Below are 14,521 nucleotides of genomic sequence, written 5' to 3'. Positions count from 1 at the left end.
TCCTTCTAGAGCTTGCCGGGCAGGAAATTGACTTGCTTGGCCAGCGTGGCCCAGCGCTTGCTCTCGCCCGCGACGAAGCTGGCGAAGGCTTCCGCCGAACCGCCTTTGGTGCTTACCCCCTGCTCTTTCAGCCGCGTGGCGACTTCGGGCGATTGCAGCGCCTTGTTGAATTCCTCGTTCAACTTCCTGATGATGGGCGCGGGCGTGCCGGCAGGCGCCACGATGCCCTGCCAGGAAGTGATGTCCAGATCGGCCAGGCCCACCTCCTTGTAGCTCGGGATGTCGGGCGCGGAGTCGATGCGGGTGGGAGAAGTCACCGCCAGGGCGCGCAGCTTTCCTGCCTGCACGTGCGGCAGCAGCGTGATCACGGGGTCCAGGATCAGGCTGATGTGGCCGCCCAGCAGGTCATTGATGGCGGGCGCGCTGCCCTTGTACGGGATGTGCGCCATACGGATGCCGGCCCGCTGCTTGAAGAGCTCGCCCGCCAGGAAGGTGGAGCTGGAGGCCGAGCCGAAGGTCAGCGCGTCGGGTTTTTCATGGGCATAGGCGATGAACTCCTTCATCGTCTTGGCCGGCACGGAGTGGCTGGTCGCGATGATGTAGGGCTGGTCGGCCAGCAGGATCACGGGCGCGAAATCACGCGCGGCGGAATATGGCAGGCTGGCGTACTGCAGTTCATTGATCGACATGATCGGCAGGTTCGCCAGCAGCAGGGTATAGCCGTCCGCGGGCGCCCGGGCCACGTATTCGGCGCCGATAATGCCGCTGGCGCCGGGCTTGTTGACCACCAATACGGGCTGCTTGATGTCCTGGCCGAGCTTTTGCGCCACCGTGCGCACGACCAGGTCCGCCACGCCTCCCGGCGGGAACGGCACGACGATCTGGATGTTCTTGTTCGGGAATTCCTGCGCACAGGCTTGCCCATTCCACAGGGCGCCCAAGGCCAGGGCGGCGGATGCGAAAAGGCGGACGGCTTTCTTCATGTTCATGCTCCGGGGTTGCGGCCCAAGGGAAATTACGATTCGCTCGGCGCGGCGGCCGGGCCGAAACTCTGGTCGAAAAAGCGCATCCAGTTCTCGCCCATTAGCAACGCCACCTCGCGCGGCGAGAACCCCGTGGCGCGCAGCCCTTCCTCGATGTTGGCGAAGTCGCGGCTGTCCTGGAACCAGCCGGGCTGGGGCGGAAACCCCGGCTGCGCCGCGGATCCCTCGCCGTAATCGACGCCCTTGGTGTAGCGGCCCGTGCGCATCCACTGGACGACGGAATCCGGCTGATCCTGGCACAGGTCCGACCCCAGGCCCAGGTGCTCGACTCCGATCAGATCGGCCGTGCGGGCCACCATGGCGCAGAAGTCGTCCAGGGTGCAGGCCGACTTGCCCTTCAGATGGTGGGGATAGAGCGAAAAACCGAACATGCCGCCCGCGGACGCCAGCGCCTTCATCACCGTGTCCGATTTATTGCGCAGCGCCGCGGCCCACGAATGCGGATTGGCGTGGCTGATGGTGATGGGCCGCTCGGACAGATCGATGGCTTCGAGCGTGGAGCGTTCGCCTGAATGGCTCATGTCGATCACCAGCCCGACCCGGTTCATCTCCTTGATCACTTCCCGCCCCATGCGGGTGATGCCGCTGTCCACGGATTCGTAGCAGCCCGAAGCCAGCAGGGACTGGTTGTTGTAGCTCAGCTGCATGAAGCGCACGCCCAGGGTGTGAACCACTTCTACCAGGCCGATGTCGTCCTCGATGGGCGAAGGATTCTGCAGGCCGAAGATGATGGCCGTGCGCCCCGTTTCTTGCGCGCGCCTGACGTCGTCGCCGCTGCGAGCCTGCACGATCAATTCCGGATAGCGCTCGAACCAGGTGTTCCAGCGCTCAATATTCAGGATGGTCTCGCGCAGGTTCTCGTGATAGGCGATGGTGACGTGGACCGCGTCCACGCCTCCTTCGCGCAATTGCCGGAATATCTTTTCGGACCAGTTGCTGTACTGCAGGCCATCTACGCGTAAGGCGGTTGCGCTCATTGCTGCTTCCTTGAATGGGATGAGCGGTACTGTAGATATCCAGCCAAATTTCAGTCAAACTAAAATTATTTTCATCCATTCAATAATTTCTTAATCGTGAAGCTAGAGCACTTGCGCATGTTCCTGGCCGTGGTCGATGCGGGCGAGCTGGCCCAGGCGGGCGACCGCGTCGGCCGCACGCCGGCGGCGCTTTCCATGACCTTGAAACAGCTGGAATCCGAGCTGGGCGGGCCGCTGTTCGAGGGCGAACGCAAGATCCGGCTGTCTCCCTTGGGCATTTATGTACGCGCGCACGCGCAACGGGCCATCGCCGAATACGACTCGGCCGTGGCCCACATGCTGCGCTACGCCAGCGGCGCCCTGGGCACGGCCAAGGTGGCAGCCGTGCCGTCCGCGGCCACGCGGCTGCTGCCGCGGGTCATCGGCCAGATGCGCCGGCAATATCCCCGGGTGCGGGTGGATCTGCGCGATATCGATTCCGCCGCCGTGGGCAGCGCGGTGGCCAGCGGCGCGGTGGATTTCGGCGTCGCCACCCTGCCCGAGCCCCTGCCGGGGATTCTGGCCGAGCCGCTGTTCGCGGACCGCTTCGTGCTCGTGTGCCCTGCCCGCCACAGCCTGACGATGTTGGGCCGCGACGTGCGCTGGAGCGACATCGACGCCGCCGAGTTCATCGCCAATGGCCTGTGCGCGCGTTTCAATGTGCCGGAGGTGGCCGCGCTGGTCGAAGGTTCGCTGCTGACGGTGCGCAACACCACCTCTTTGCTCACTTTCGTCGAACAGGGCTTTGGCGTCACCATCCTGCCCGCGCTGGCGGTTCCCGCGGCCGACGGCCTGGCCATCTTGCCCCTGGCGGACCAGAGCGCCGCCCGCAGCCTGGAACTGCTGACCCGGCGGGGCGAAACCCTCAGCCCTGCTTCGCAGGCATTGCTGGGCCTGACCCGGACCGCAGCCGCGGAACTGGCGCTGGCCTGGTCCTGACTACCTGGACGACGTCTACCACGAACTCTCGCGGCCGGGCGAACGGATTTCGCGCCTCGGCTAGACCGCCTGCGCACCGCTTGCCCGCAACGTTTGCCACCCGGTCCGCCGCGGTGCTACCGTGCCGGTGGCTTATCGGGGATGAAACGGTCGATGGGAATCTTCAAGGGTATGCGGCGCTCGCTGGCCGCCTTCGGGATCGTGGCGGTGCTGGGCGTGCTCAGCATGGGAGCGCTGGGCGCGGCCCTTTACTATGCGGGGTATCCCCTGCTGATGCCGCTGTATGGCAAGCTGGACGACTGGCACGGCGACTGGGTGTGGCCGGCCACCATGGCGGCGGGTTCGGCGTGGTCACTGAGTTTCCTGGCTGCCGGCGCGCTGAATCTGCGGCTGGAACGTTCCCAGCTCAGTTCCGCGGCGCGTCGTGCCGTCTACGCAGCCACACTATGGATAGGCGCGGTGGCCGCCTGGATCGTGGTCGGCGCCTTCCAACCCGCCTGAGGCCCGCGCGGGCCTATTCTTCCTCGCCGTAGCCGAAAGGCCAGCGGCGCTTGTTCGGCTCGGGCGCGGGTGTCTTGCTGTGCATGGCGGTCTCCTGGATATCGATGACCGAATGCTACAGCCATCCCCGGAATCGAACTGCAAAGGTTCGCAAAGTTTGCGACCGCCATCCCAAAGCAGCTCCATCCATGTTTCTAACACAAGCAAGCCCCGCTCCGCATCGGGGCTAGAACGCATGCGATTTCACGATGTGGCCCAGTAGGATGGGAACCGGGCGCTGCATGAGGGGAGAACGTCATGCCAGGTTCCAACTGGATATGTGGCACCAAGCCACCGCATCGTCAGGGCTTCTTCGAAACCGAATTCAACACGGGGGAAACCGAAGTCACGATGTACTCCGTACTGGGCTGGATGCCGCCGGCGCATCGGGGATACGTCGTCAGATGGCGCCCGCTGGAGCCGGCCGTGGAGCAGGCGGAGATCGAGCGCTATCTGTATTACCGCCGGGAAGGCAGCCGCGGCCATTCCTGAGCCGCGGCCCGCCGATAGCCGGCCGCGATCAGAACTTATAGGTCGCCGTCAGCATGGCCACCCGGCCGTCGCCGTACTCGATGGCGGACGAACGCGATTCGCTGCCCAGCACCTGGCGCACGCGCTCGACGTAGGCCTTGTCGCCCAGGTTGTCCACGTTGAGCTGCAGCCTGAAATGCTTGTCCAGGTCGTAGGACACCATGGCGCTGTGCACCAGGTAGCTGGCCAGTTCCCCGTCCCCCTGCCCCGTGACGTTGCGGGTGCCCATGAAGCGCGCGCCATAGCCCAGCGTCCATGAATCGTCGGGCTTGTAGGTGGTCCACAAGTTGAAGGAAGAACGGGGCGTGTTGCCCAGCCGTTGCCCTTCGCGTTCGGGATACGCCGAAGAACTGAGTGTCTTGGCCTGGGTGTAGGTGTAGTTGGCGAAGACGTTCCATTGCGAGGTGATGGAGCCCGCCGCGCCCAGCTCCAGCCCCCGCGAGCGCTGCCGTCCGACCAGGGCCTGGGTGCCGTCGGCCATGCGTTCGCGCACGTTGGTTTTTTCGATCTGGAACAGGGCCGCCGTCAGCCCCAGCTTGCCGCCCAGCACGTCCCACTTGGTGCCGAGTTCGATCGCGCGGTTCTTTTCGGGGTCGAGGTCGCTCGTGGCGGCGGTGAAGCCCGAGCCCGTGGTGACGAGGCTTTCGGCCGACGGGTTGAACGAGGTGCCGTAGGACACATAAAGGCGGCCGTTGTCGGCGGGCTTGAAAACAATGCCGGCGCGGCTGCTGAGCTTGCGGTCGGTGCCCGAGACGCTGGTGACCTGGCCCGTGGGCGTGGTGCTGCGCAGCGCGGCGTCGATCCAGTCGTAGCGCAGGCCCAGGCTGAGATCCCACTGGCGGGCCAGCGCGATGGTGTCCATGAGGTACAGCGCCTTGACCTCCAGGCTGGTCTTGTTGCGGCCCGAATATGCTTTGGCGGTGGGTCCTGACCAGTATCCCGGGGGATTGGAAAGCCGATAGCCCTCGGCGGGGAAATGGCGCCCGATGTTGTACGAATAGGTGTCGCGTTCGTAGGTTTCGCGCGAGAACTCGAAACCGCTGACCATGGTGTGGCCCAGGCCGAAGGTGTCGAACGCGGTACTGAGCGTGGTCTGGTTGGCCCACATGTCCGTGAGCGAATCGCGGCCATAGGCCTGTGGCCCTGCGGGCCGGTAACGGCCTGGCGCCAGGCCCAGCGTACTGGCGTGCGAGGCGGAAATGACCGTGTCGCGGCTGACGCGGGAATAGCGGCTCAGGTTCTGCAGCTTGGCCTTGTCGTTGAATGTGTGCACCACCTTGGCCGTGACCGCGTCGGAGTCGATTTTCTCGCGGTCGAGGTTGCGCCAGCCGAAGTAGGCATGCTGGGACACGCCGTCCAGCCTGGCGCCCTGCAAGGCCGGCAGGCCGTAGTCGGGCAGGTTGTGGTCGCGCTGATGGATGTAGCTGAGGGTAAGGCGGGTGGGCCCGGTCAGGCCCAGCGCAAGCGACGGCGCCACGCCCCAGCGATGCCGGTAGATTTCGTCGCGGCCGGCCACGTCGCTGCGGTGGCCCATCAGGTTGAAACGGAAGGCCGCGAAACCGCCGGAGCCGGGAAGTTCATGGTTGGCGTCCAGCGTGGCGCGGCGGTAGCGGTCCGTTCCCAGGCCGGCGGACATTTCGGTGAAGCTGCCCTCGCGGGCTTCCTTGCTGACCATGTTGACCGAGCCGCCGGTGGTGCCGGCGCCGCCGTACACGGAGTTGGGGCCCTTGATGACCTCGACCGATTCCAGGTTGAACATGTCGGTGCGGCTGGTCTGGGCGCTGTCGCGCAGGCCGTCGACCTGCATATTGGTAGTGGCGGCAAAGCCGCGGATGTTGAACATGTCGCCGGAGCCGCCGCCGCCCTCGCCGGCATTGAAGGTAATGCCCGACACATTGGACAGCACCTGCCGCAGGCTTTGCGCGTTCTGTTCCTGGATGATCTCGCGCGGCACGACGGTGATGGTCTGGGGCACGTCGAGCAGGGGCACGGGATACTTTGCCGAACTGGACTGGTTGGCCTTGTACCCGTCCACCGGCGAGGCCGAGACGGTGACGGGATCCAGGACGTGATGCACGGAGGATGCGCCGTTGCCGGCATGGGCCGGAGCGGCCAGCGTGGCCGCCGCCATGGCGGAGAAGAAGGTTGCGCTGGGAGCGAGGGTGTTGGAAAGGAGAGGCTTGCACGCCATCGGGGGGCTCCAATTAAATGCGAATGATTCGCACTTAATTTTCACCAAGGCCGGCCGGGCCCAGCCCAAGAAAATTCTCAATCTGCCGGCCCGCCGCTCTCCCCGCGCATAAGCCCTTGAAATAACTGACGGTTATGAAATTCCCTAAGGAAAACCCCATTAGGGAATTTGCTTATGCTCTTTAATTATTTGCAAAGCGCATACTTGGCGGGCAAGAATTCGTCCTTGGCATAAATCAATTCAGATGGAACTTCGTCAACTCGAGGCCTTCGCGGCCGTCATGTCCACGGGCAGCGTTACTGCCGCCGGCCGGCTGCTGGGGCGCTCGCAACCAGCGATCAGCCGATTGCTGCAGGAACTGGAGGCCGAGATCGGCTATCCGCTGTTCGCCCGCAGCGGTCCGCGAGTAACGCCCACCGAGCAAGGCTTCCTGCTGTATGACGACGTCGAACGCGCGCTGACCAGCCTGCAGCAGATCCGCGGCAGGGCCGAGGAGATCGCCCGCGGCCAGGCCCAGCCCCTGCTGATGGCGGCCACCTCCGCCCTGGCGGCCGGCCTGGTGCCGGACGCGCTCAAGCGCATCGAATCCCGCGTAGGCGCCGCCCGCATCCAGCTGCGCAGTGCCTCGCCTGAACGCGTGGTGCATGCCGTGCTGTCGGGCGCCGCGCAACTGGGCGCGACCAGCTTGCCGCTGGAGCACCGCGGCCTGACGGTGCACTGGATCGGGCAAGCCCCCTGCGTAGCCGCGCTGCCGGAAAACGACCCGCTGGCGCAGCAAGCCGCCGTGCCGGTAGCGGCTCTGGCCGGGCGCCGCCTGATCACCATGGCGAACCCTTACCGGCTGCGCCGCCGCCTGGACGCCGCGCTGGCGCAGAACGCCCAGGCGCTGGGCACCATGGAAACCAATTCGTCCGTCAACGCCCTGGCCGCCGTGCGCGCCGGGCTGGGCGTGTCGGTGCTGGAACCGATCACCGCCTACGGCGCCCCCATGCCGGGCGTGGCGATCCGCCCCATCGACCTGGACATCCCCTTTTTCTTCGGGGTCATCACCCCGCAGTCGCAAACGCTGACGCCGGCCTGCCAGGCCATGGCGGATGCGCTGGCGCAAGCCGCGGCGGACCTGCTGCCCGGCTTCGTGCTGCACGACGCCTGCGAGCATTCGGCGCTATTGCAGTCGATCTACGGTGACGACGCCCCTCTTACGGAATCCCCTGCTATATGAATCAGCCTGTAGCCACCCCGCCGCAAGGTCTCGCAGCGCTGGAAGCGCGCCTGCGGCAAGACCTGTCGTGGCTAGATATTCCCGCCAAGAACTGGGTTACGCCCCGGTATGTCGACGGCCGGCAGGTGCTGGACGTGGCCATCGTCGGCGGCGGCATGGCGGGCCTGGCGGCGGCGGCGTCGCTGACGCACCTGGGCGTCAATGCGCCCATATTCGATCAGGCGCCCGAAGGCTATGAAGGCCCCTGGGCCACCACGGCCCGCATGGAAACGCTGCGTTCGCCCAAGCAATTGACGGGCCCTGCGCTGGGCCTGCCCGCGCTGACTTTCCGCGCCTGGTTCGAGGCCCAGTTCGGCTCCGAAGCCTGGGAAGCCCTGGACAAGATCCCGCGCCTGCAATGGATGGACTACCTGCGCTGGTACCGCCGCGCGCTGAACCTGGACGTGCGGAACGAGCACCGCATCCGCGCCGTGCTGCCGCGCGCCGACAAGCTGGTCCAGCTCGATATCGAATCCCCCGCCGGGCGCAGCACGGTGCTGGCGCGCCGCGTGGTGCTGGCGACCGGGCGCGACGGCCTGGGCGGCGCCTATGTGCCCGATTTCGCGAAGAAGCTGCCGCGCAGCCGTTGGGCGCACTCGTCCGACGTCATGGACTACAACACGCTCGCGGGCAAGCGCGTGGGCGTGGTGGGCGCAGGCGCCTCCGCGATGGACAGCGCGGCCACCGCGCTGGAAGCGGGCGCCGCCAGCGTGGACCTGCTGATCCGCCGCAGCGACATTCCTCGCGTCAACAAGGGCAAGGGCGCGGGCAACCCCGGCCTGACCCACGGCCACCTGACGCTGCCCGACGAATGGAAGTGGAAGATCCGCCACTACATCAACGCCGCCCAGGTGCCGCCGCCGCGCGGCAGCACGCTGCGCGTGTCGCGCCACCCCAATGCCCGCTTCAACCTGGGCTGCGGCGTGCAGGACCTGGCCCTGGTGGACGACGAGATCCGCGTCACCACGCCCAAGGGCGTGTTCGCGCTGGACTTCCTGATCTTCTCCACGGGTTTCCGCATCGACTGGACCGCGCGTCCGGAATTCGCCGCGCTGGCGCCGCACGTGCGCGCCTGGGGCGACCGCTACGTGCCGCCGGCCGGCGAGGAAGACCAGGAACTGCATGACTCGCCCGACCTGGGCGCCGTCTTCGAATTGCAGGAAAAAACGCCAGGCGCCTGTCCCGGCCTGGACCGGGTGCATTGCTTCTCGTACCCCGCCGCGTTGACGCAGGGCACGATCTCGGGCGACATCCCGGCCATCAGCGAGGGCGCCAAGCGCCTGGCGCAAGGCATCGCCGGCCTGTTCTACCGCGAGGACGTGGAGACGCACTACGCCAACATGGAAGCCTTCTCCGAGCCCGAGGTGTACGGCGACGAGTGGGTCCCGGCCCCGGCGCCCGCCTCCGCCCCGCAATCGGAGACCGCGCAATGACCGGCTGGTTGCTGCGCCGCATCGCGCAAGCCGCAGTGGTGGTCTTCCTGATGACGCTGATCGTCTTCGTGGGCCTGCACGCCATCGGCAACCCCGTGGACATCCTGATCGGCCAGGACGTGGACCAGGTGGACCGCGCCCGCATCATCGCCGAACTGGGCCTGGACAAGCCGCTGTGGGAACAGTACCTGGCGTTCCTGAACGGCGCCCTGCACGGCAATCTGGGCAACAGCTTCGTCTACAACATCCCGGCCGTGGAACTGGTGATCCAGCGCCTGCCGGCCACCTTCGAGCTGGCCATCGCCGCCATGATGCTGGCCGTGGTCGTGGGCCTGCCGCTGGGCCTGTACGCGGGCCTGTATCCGGATGGCAGGTTCTCCAAGATGATCATGGCGGGCAGCATCGTGGGCTTTTCGCTGCCGACGTTCTGGATCGCCCTGATGCTGATCATGACCTTCAGCGTATCGCTGGGCTGGCTGCCGGCCAGCGGCCGCGGCGAGACGGTGGAGTTCCTGGGCTTCCAGTGGTCGTGGCTGACGGCCGACGGCTGGCGCCACCTGATCCTGCCGGCGTTCAACCTGTCGCTCTTCAAGATTTCCCTGGTCATCCGCCTGACGCGCGCCGGCGTGCGCGACGTGCTGCCGCAGGACTTCGTGAAGTTCGCGCGCGCCAAGGGCCTGTCGCCGATGCGCGTGGTCTGCGTGCACGTGCTGCGCAACACCATGATCCCGCTGGTGACGGTGCTGGGCCTGGAGCTGGGCTCCACCATCGCCTTCGCCGTGGTCACCGAGAGCATCTTCGCCTGGCCCGGCGCCGGCAAGCTGATCCTGGACAGCCTGAACGCGCTGGACCGCCCCGTGATCGTGGCCTACCTGATCGTGGTGGTCTTCCTGTTCGTGACGCTGAACCTGATCGTGGACATTCTTTATAAAGTGCTGGACCCGCGGGTGCGGCTGGAGGCCTCGGCATGAGCGCCCTTTCTACTCCTACCCCCACTCCCGCACTGCGCCGCGAATCGCCCTGGCGCCGCAACCTGGCCGAATTCCTTTCGTCCAAGACGGCGGTGCTGGGCCTGGCCGTATCCGTGCTGCTGATCCTGGCCGCCGCGCTGGCGCCCTGGATCGCGCCGCAGAATCCGTACGACCTGCTGCAGATCGACGTGCTGGACGCGCGCCTGCCGCCCGGCGCCATGAACGGCCTGGAGACCTTCCATTACTGGCTGGGCACCGACGGCCAGGGCCGCGACCTGCTCTCGGGCATTCTGTACGGCCTGCGCATCAGCCTGGTCGTGGGCGTGGGCTCGGCCCTCATCGCGGGCGTCGTCGGCACGCTGCTGGGCCTGCTCGCCGCCTACGCCGGCGGCAAGGTCGACGCGCTGATCATGCGCCTGGTGGACCTGATCCTGTCGTTCCCGTCCATCCTCGTCGCCATGATGATCCTGGCCTACCTGGGCAAGGGCGTGGGCAACGTGGTGCTGACCCTGGTGATCCTGGAATGGGCCTACTACGCCCGCACCGCGCGCGGCCAGGCCCTGGTGGAGCGCCGCCGCGAATACGTCGAGGCCGCCCGCTGCCTGGACATCCCCAACTGGCGGATCATGCTGAAGCACATCCTGCCCAACTGCCTGCCGCCGCTCATCGTCATCGGCACGCTGCAGATCGCGCGCGCCATCACGCTGGAAGCCACGCTGAGCTTCCTGGGCCTGGGCGTGCCCGTGACCGAACCGTCGCTGGGGCTGCTGATCTCCAACGGCTTCCAGACCATGCTGTCCGGCGAATATTGGATCAGCTTCTATCCCGGCATCGCGCTTCTGGTCACCATCGTGGCGATCAACCTGGTGGGCGACCGCCTGCGCGACGTATTGAACCCGAGGACCCACAAATGAGCGCCGACCGCCATACTGCCGGCGCGCCGACGCTGGAGGTGCGCAACCTGCGCACCCACTTCCATACCCGCGCAGGCGTGCTGCCTGCCGTGGACGACGTTTCCTTCACGCTGGAACGCGGCAAGATCCTGGGCCTGGTCGGCGAGTCCGGCTCGGGCAAGTCCGTCACGGGCTTCTCCATCATGGGGCTGGTCGACGCGCCGGGCCGCATCGTCGGCGGCGAAGTGCTGTTCCAGGGCCGCGACCTGACCAAGCTCGCGCCGCGCGAACTGCGCAAGCTGCAGGGCAACCGCATCGCCATGATCTTCCAGGATCCGATGATGACGCTGAACCCCGTGCTGCGGGTCGACGCGCAAATGATCGAGACCGTGCGCGCCCACAGCAAGATGAGCGCGGCGCAAGCCCGCGCCTTGTCGCGCGACACCCTGGGCATGATGGGCATCCCCAGCCCCGAGGAACGGCTGCTGGCCTACCCGCACCAGCTGTCCGGCGGCATGCGCCAGCGCGTGGCCATCGCGATTGCGATGCTGCACCGGCCCGACCTGATCATCGCCGACGAACCCACCACCGCGCTGGACGTCACCATCCAGGCGCAGATCCTATCCGAAGTGCAGAAGCTCGCGCAGCAGCACGGCACCAGCCTGATCTGGATCACCCACGACCTGTCGGTGGTGGCCGGGCTGGCCGACGACGTGGCCGTCATGTATGCCGGCCGCATCGTCGAGCACGGCACGGTCGACGACGTGCTGGACCGCCCGCAGCATCCCTATACCGTGGGCCTGATCGACAGCCTGCCCAGCAACAACCGGCGCGGCCAGCGCCTGCGCCAGATTCCCGGCATGACGCCCAACCTGCTCAACCTGCCCGCGGGCTGTGCCTTCGCGGCGCGCTGCTCGCGCGCCACCGCCGCCTGCGGCCAGCAACCCGCCATTACCGACGCCCTGCCCGGACATCGCGTGCGCTGCTTCCATCCCACCATCCAGGCCAGCGAGGTGATGGCATGACGACGCCCGCCTCCGCCCCCGTGCCGCTCATCGACCTGAGCGGCGTCAGCAAGCGTTTCGGCGAGCGCCCCGTCGGCCCGGCCGGCCGCGCCATGCAGCGCCTGGGCCTGTCCAAGCCGCCCGCCATCACCCGCGCCGTCGACAACGTGGACCTGGTGGTCCGGCCCGGCGAAGTGGTCGGCCTGGTCGGCGAATCCGGCTGCGGCAAGTCCACGCTGGGCCGCATCGCCGCAGGCCTCTTGACGCCCTCCGGCGGCGAGATCCGCATCAACGGCGTGCGCCCGGCCGACATGAACTCGGCCCAGGCCCATGCCGCGCGCCTGCAAGTGCAGATGATTTTCCAGGACCCCTACGCCAGCCTCAATCCGCGTTTGCGCGTGGACGAGATCGTGGGCGAAGCGGCCCGCATCCATGGGCTGGTCGGCAACGGCGACTTCGACGACTACGTCAGCGCCCAGATGGAACGCGCCGGCCTGGACCCGGCGCTGCGCCAGCGCTATCCCCACCAGTTCAGCGGCGGCCAGCGCCAGCGCATTGGCATTGCCCGCGCGCTGGCCGTGCAGCCGTCCATGCTGGTTTGCGACGAAGCCGTGGCCGCGCTGGACGTGTCCATCCAGGCGCAGATCCTGAACCTTTTCATGGACCTGCGCGAAGACCTGGGGCTGACCTACCTGTTCATCAGCCATGACCTGGGCGTGGTCGAGCACCTGTCCGACCGCGTCGTGATCATGTACCTGGGCCGCGTCGTGGAAACGGCCACGGTGGAAGAAGTGTTCCGCCGCCCCAACCACCCGTACACGCAGGCCCTGCTGGCCGAGATCCCCAGCCTGAAATCGCGCCACAAGACCTTTACCGCGATCAAGGGCGAGATCCCCAGCCCGCTGAACCCGCCCGGCGGCTGCCATTTCCATCCGCGATGTCCGCATGCGATGCCGCGCTGCAAGACCGAGGTTCCCACGCTGAAGGGAATCGCCATCAACCATCTGAGCGCCTGTCACCTGAACGACATGGCCTGAACACGCCGGCCGCGGCGCCATGCGCCGCGGCCTCCGGGATCAACCTCTAGTTCTCCCCTTTACCAAGGACCCCGAACATGAAACGCCTGATTCTCACCACCCTGACCGCCGCCATCCTCGGCGCCTCGGCCGCGGCCGTGGCCGACGACCTGTCCATCGGCTTCGCCGATCCGCTGTCGTCCCTGGACCCGCAGCTGAACAACCACGCCGGTGACCGCTCGGTGGCCCTGCACTTCTGGGACCTGCTGATCGAGAACAAGTGGAACAAGCTGCAGCCGGGCCTGGCCGTGAGCTGGAAGCCGCTGGACGACAAGACCTGGGAATTCAAGCTGCGCGAAGGCGTCAAGTGGCAGGACGGCACGCCCTTCACCGCCGACGACCTGATCTATTCCTACACCCGCGCGCGCGCCGTGCCGGGCAGCGTGGCCACCTATGCCGGTTACCTGCGCACCATCGACACGATGAGCGCCAAGGACCCGCTGACCCTCATCGTCAAGACCAAGGCCCCCAACCCCGACCTGCCGCTGAACCTGGCCTCGGTGCACGTGGTCAGCAAGCACGTCGGCGAAAAATCCACCACCGAAGACTACAACTCGGGCAAGGCCATGGTCGGCACCGGCCCCTACAAATTCGTGTCCTACACCCCGGGCGACCGCGTCATCATGGAACGCAACGACGCCTACTGGGGCGACAAGCAGATCTGGGACAAGGTCAACTACCGCTACATCAACAACGCCGCCGCCCGCACCGCCGCGCTGCTGGCCGGCGACGTGGACGTGATCGATAAGGTGTCGGTGTCCGACCTGGCCAAGCTGCAGAAGGCGTCCAATATCTCGGTCTATCCGTACGACGGCCTGCGCGTCATGCTGCTGCAGCCCAGCTTCAACCCCGCGCCCAACCAGTACATCACCGACAACAACGGCAAGCCGCTGGACAAGAACCCGCTCCTGGACGTGCGCGTGCGCCAGGCGCTGAACCTGGCCATCAACCGCAAGGCCATCGCCGACCGCATCCTGCAAGGCGCCGCCACCGAAGCCAACCAGTGGATGCCCAAGGGCACCTTCGGCTACAACCCCGAGGTCAAGGACATCCCCAACGACGCCGCCCAGGCCAAGAAGCTGCTGGCCGAAGCCGGCTTCCCCGACGGCTTCAAGCTGACCATGCACGTGCCCAACGACCGCTACCCGCAGGGCCCGGAAACCGCCCAGGCCGTGGCGCAGTTCTGGACCCGCATCGGCGTGAAGACCCAGGTGGAAGTGGTGCCGTGGGCCGTGTACTCGGGCCGCGCCAACAAAAACGAATTCGCGGTCAGCATGCTCGCCTGGGGCAACGGCACCGGCGAAGGCAGCTACGCGCTGGTCAACATCCTGGCCACGGCCGACGCCAAGAAGGGCCTGGGCGCCTCGAACTGGGGCCGCTACAGCAACCCCAAGGTCGACGCCGCGCTGGAGCAATCCACCTCGGAATTCGACGTGGCCAAGCGTGAAGCCATCCTGCGCGACTCCGTCAAGATCGTGTCGGACGACGTGGGCATCATCCCGCTCTTCCACTACAAGAACATCTGGGCCACCAAGAAGGGCCTGAAGGTCACCCCCATGACCAGCGACCGCACGGCCGCCATGATGGTGACCAAGGACTCCGGCAAAGACGCGGGCAAATAAG

The 14,521-nt window shown here is 66.7% G+C and carries 13 protein-coding genes; 10 read left to right on the top strand and 3 right to left on the bottom strand.

Going from position 1 to position 14,521, the window contains the following annotated elements; translation table 11 throughout:
* Positions 1–5: 5 nt before the first annotated feature.
* Together JL37_RS25650 and JL37_RS25645 are read right to left on the bottom strand one after the other, a co-directional pair.
* A complete protein-coding gene (locus JL37_RS25650) occupies positions 6–983 on the bottom strand; it encodes a tripartite tricarboxylate transporter substrate binding protein (protein WP_043547815.1) in 978 nt (325 codons plus the stop codon).
* 32 nt (positions 984–1,015) lie between these two features.
* The gene (locus tag JL37_RS25645) at positions 1,016–2,020 is read right to left on the bottom strand and encodes a membrane dipeptidase (RefSeq protein WP_043547813.1); all 1,005 of its coding nucleotides are present in this window, start codon (positions 2,018–2,020) and stop codon (positions 1,016–1,018) included.
* A 96-nt stretch (positions 2,021–2,116) separates the two neighbouring features.
* Here JL37_RS25645 and JL37_RS25640 point away from each other — a divergent pair, with 96 nt between their 5' ends.
* The 3 genes from JL37_RS25640 to JL37_RS25630 all read left to right on the top strand — a co-directional run bounded on the left by JL37_RS25640 (position 2,117) and on the right by JL37_RS25630 (position 4,030).
* A complete protein-coding gene (locus JL37_RS25640) occupies positions 2,117–2,998 on the top strand; it encodes a LysR family transcriptional regulator (RefSeq protein ID WP_156124403.1) in 882 nt (293 codons plus the stop codon).
* A gap of 153 nt (positions 2,999–3,151) precedes the next feature.
* The gene (locus JL37_RS29840) at positions 3,152–3,499 is read left to right on the top strand and encodes a hypothetical protein (RefSeq protein WP_052097598.1); all 348 of its coding nucleotides are present in this window, start codon (positions 3,152–3,154) and stop codon (positions 3,497–3,499) included.
* A gap of 297 nt (positions 3,500–3,796) precedes the next feature.
* Entirely contained in the window at positions 3,797–4,030 is a 234-nt protein-coding gene (locus tag JL37_RS25630) for a hypothetical protein (protein ID WP_043547810.1), read from the top strand.
* Between the two features lie 28 nt (positions 4,031–4,058).
* Here the strand turns inward: JL37_RS25630 and JL37_RS25625 are convergent, their stop codons facing one another.
* Complete coding sequence (locus JL37_RS25625) at positions 4,059–6,260, bottom strand: TonB-dependent siderophore receptor (protein ID WP_043547808.1); 2,202 nt, start codon at positions 6,258–6,260, stop codon at positions 4,059–4,061.
* A gap of 244 nt (positions 6,261–6,504) precedes the next feature.
* Between JL37_RS25625 and JL37_RS25620 the strand changes: the two genes are divergently transcribed.
* The 7 genes from JL37_RS25620 to JL37_RS25590 all read left to right on the top strand — a co-directional run bounded on the left by JL37_RS25620 (position 6,505) and on the right by JL37_RS25590 (position 14,520).
* Positions 6,505–7,482, top strand: coding sequence for a LysR family transcriptional regulator (locus JL37_RS25620; RefSeq protein WP_043547807.1), 978 nt, complete (start codon positions 6,505–6,507; stop codon positions 7,480–7,482).
* The gene (locus tag JL37_RS25615; RefSeq protein ID WP_043547806.1) at positions 7,479–8,954 is read left to right on the top strand and encodes an NAD(P)/FAD-dependent oxidoreductase; all 1,476 of its coding nucleotides are present in this window, start codon (positions 7,479–7,481) and stop codon (positions 8,952–8,954) included. Before JL37_RS25620 ends, JL37_RS25615 begins: the two co-directional genes overlap by 4 nt.
* Positions 8,951–9,925 (top strand): ABC transporter permease, encoded by a 975-nt coding sequence (locus tag JL37_RS25610; RefSeq protein WP_043547805.1) that lies wholly within the window; start codon positions 8,951–8,953, stop codon positions 9,923–9,925. The genes JL37_RS25615 and JL37_RS25610 overlap by 4 nt, the downstream gene beginning before the upstream one ends.
* Complete coding sequence (locus tag JL37_RS25605; RefSeq protein ID WP_043547803.1) at positions 9,922–10,839, top strand: ABC transporter permease; 918 nt, start codon at positions 9,922–9,924, stop codon at positions 10,837–10,839. The genes JL37_RS25610 and JL37_RS25605 overlap by 4 nt, the downstream gene beginning before the upstream one ends.
* Positions 10,836–11,843, top strand: a complete 1,008-nt coding sequence (locus JL37_RS25600) for an ABC transporter ATP-binding protein (protein ID WP_043547802.1) — start codon at positions 10,836–10,838, stop codon at positions 11,841–11,843. Before JL37_RS25605 ends, JL37_RS25600 begins: the two co-directional genes overlap by 4 nt.
* Positions 11,840–12,859 (top strand): ABC transporter ATP-binding protein, encoded by a 1,020-nt coding sequence (locus JL37_RS25595; RefSeq protein WP_043547801.1) that lies wholly within the window; start codon positions 11,840–11,842, stop codon positions 12,857–12,859. Before JL37_RS25600 ends, JL37_RS25595 begins: the two co-directional genes overlap by 4 nt.
* 77 nt (positions 12,860–12,936) lie before the next feature.
* On the top strand, positions 12,937–14,520 hold the full coding sequence (locus JL37_RS25590; RefSeq protein ID WP_043547800.1) for an ABC transporter substrate-binding protein: 1,584 nt from the start codon (positions 12,937–12,939) through the stop codon (positions 14,518–14,520).
* Position 14,521: the final 1 nt, after the last annotated feature.

Origin of the sequence: Achromobacter sp. RTa, assembly GCF_000757485.1 — a bacterium.
GTDB lineage: Bacteria > Pseudomonadota > Gammaproteobacteria > Burkholderiales > Burkholderiaceae_B > Achromobacter.
The sequence above is the reverse complement of the archived record's forward strand: the minus strand, read 5'-3'. Positions and strand labels throughout refer to the sequence as shown.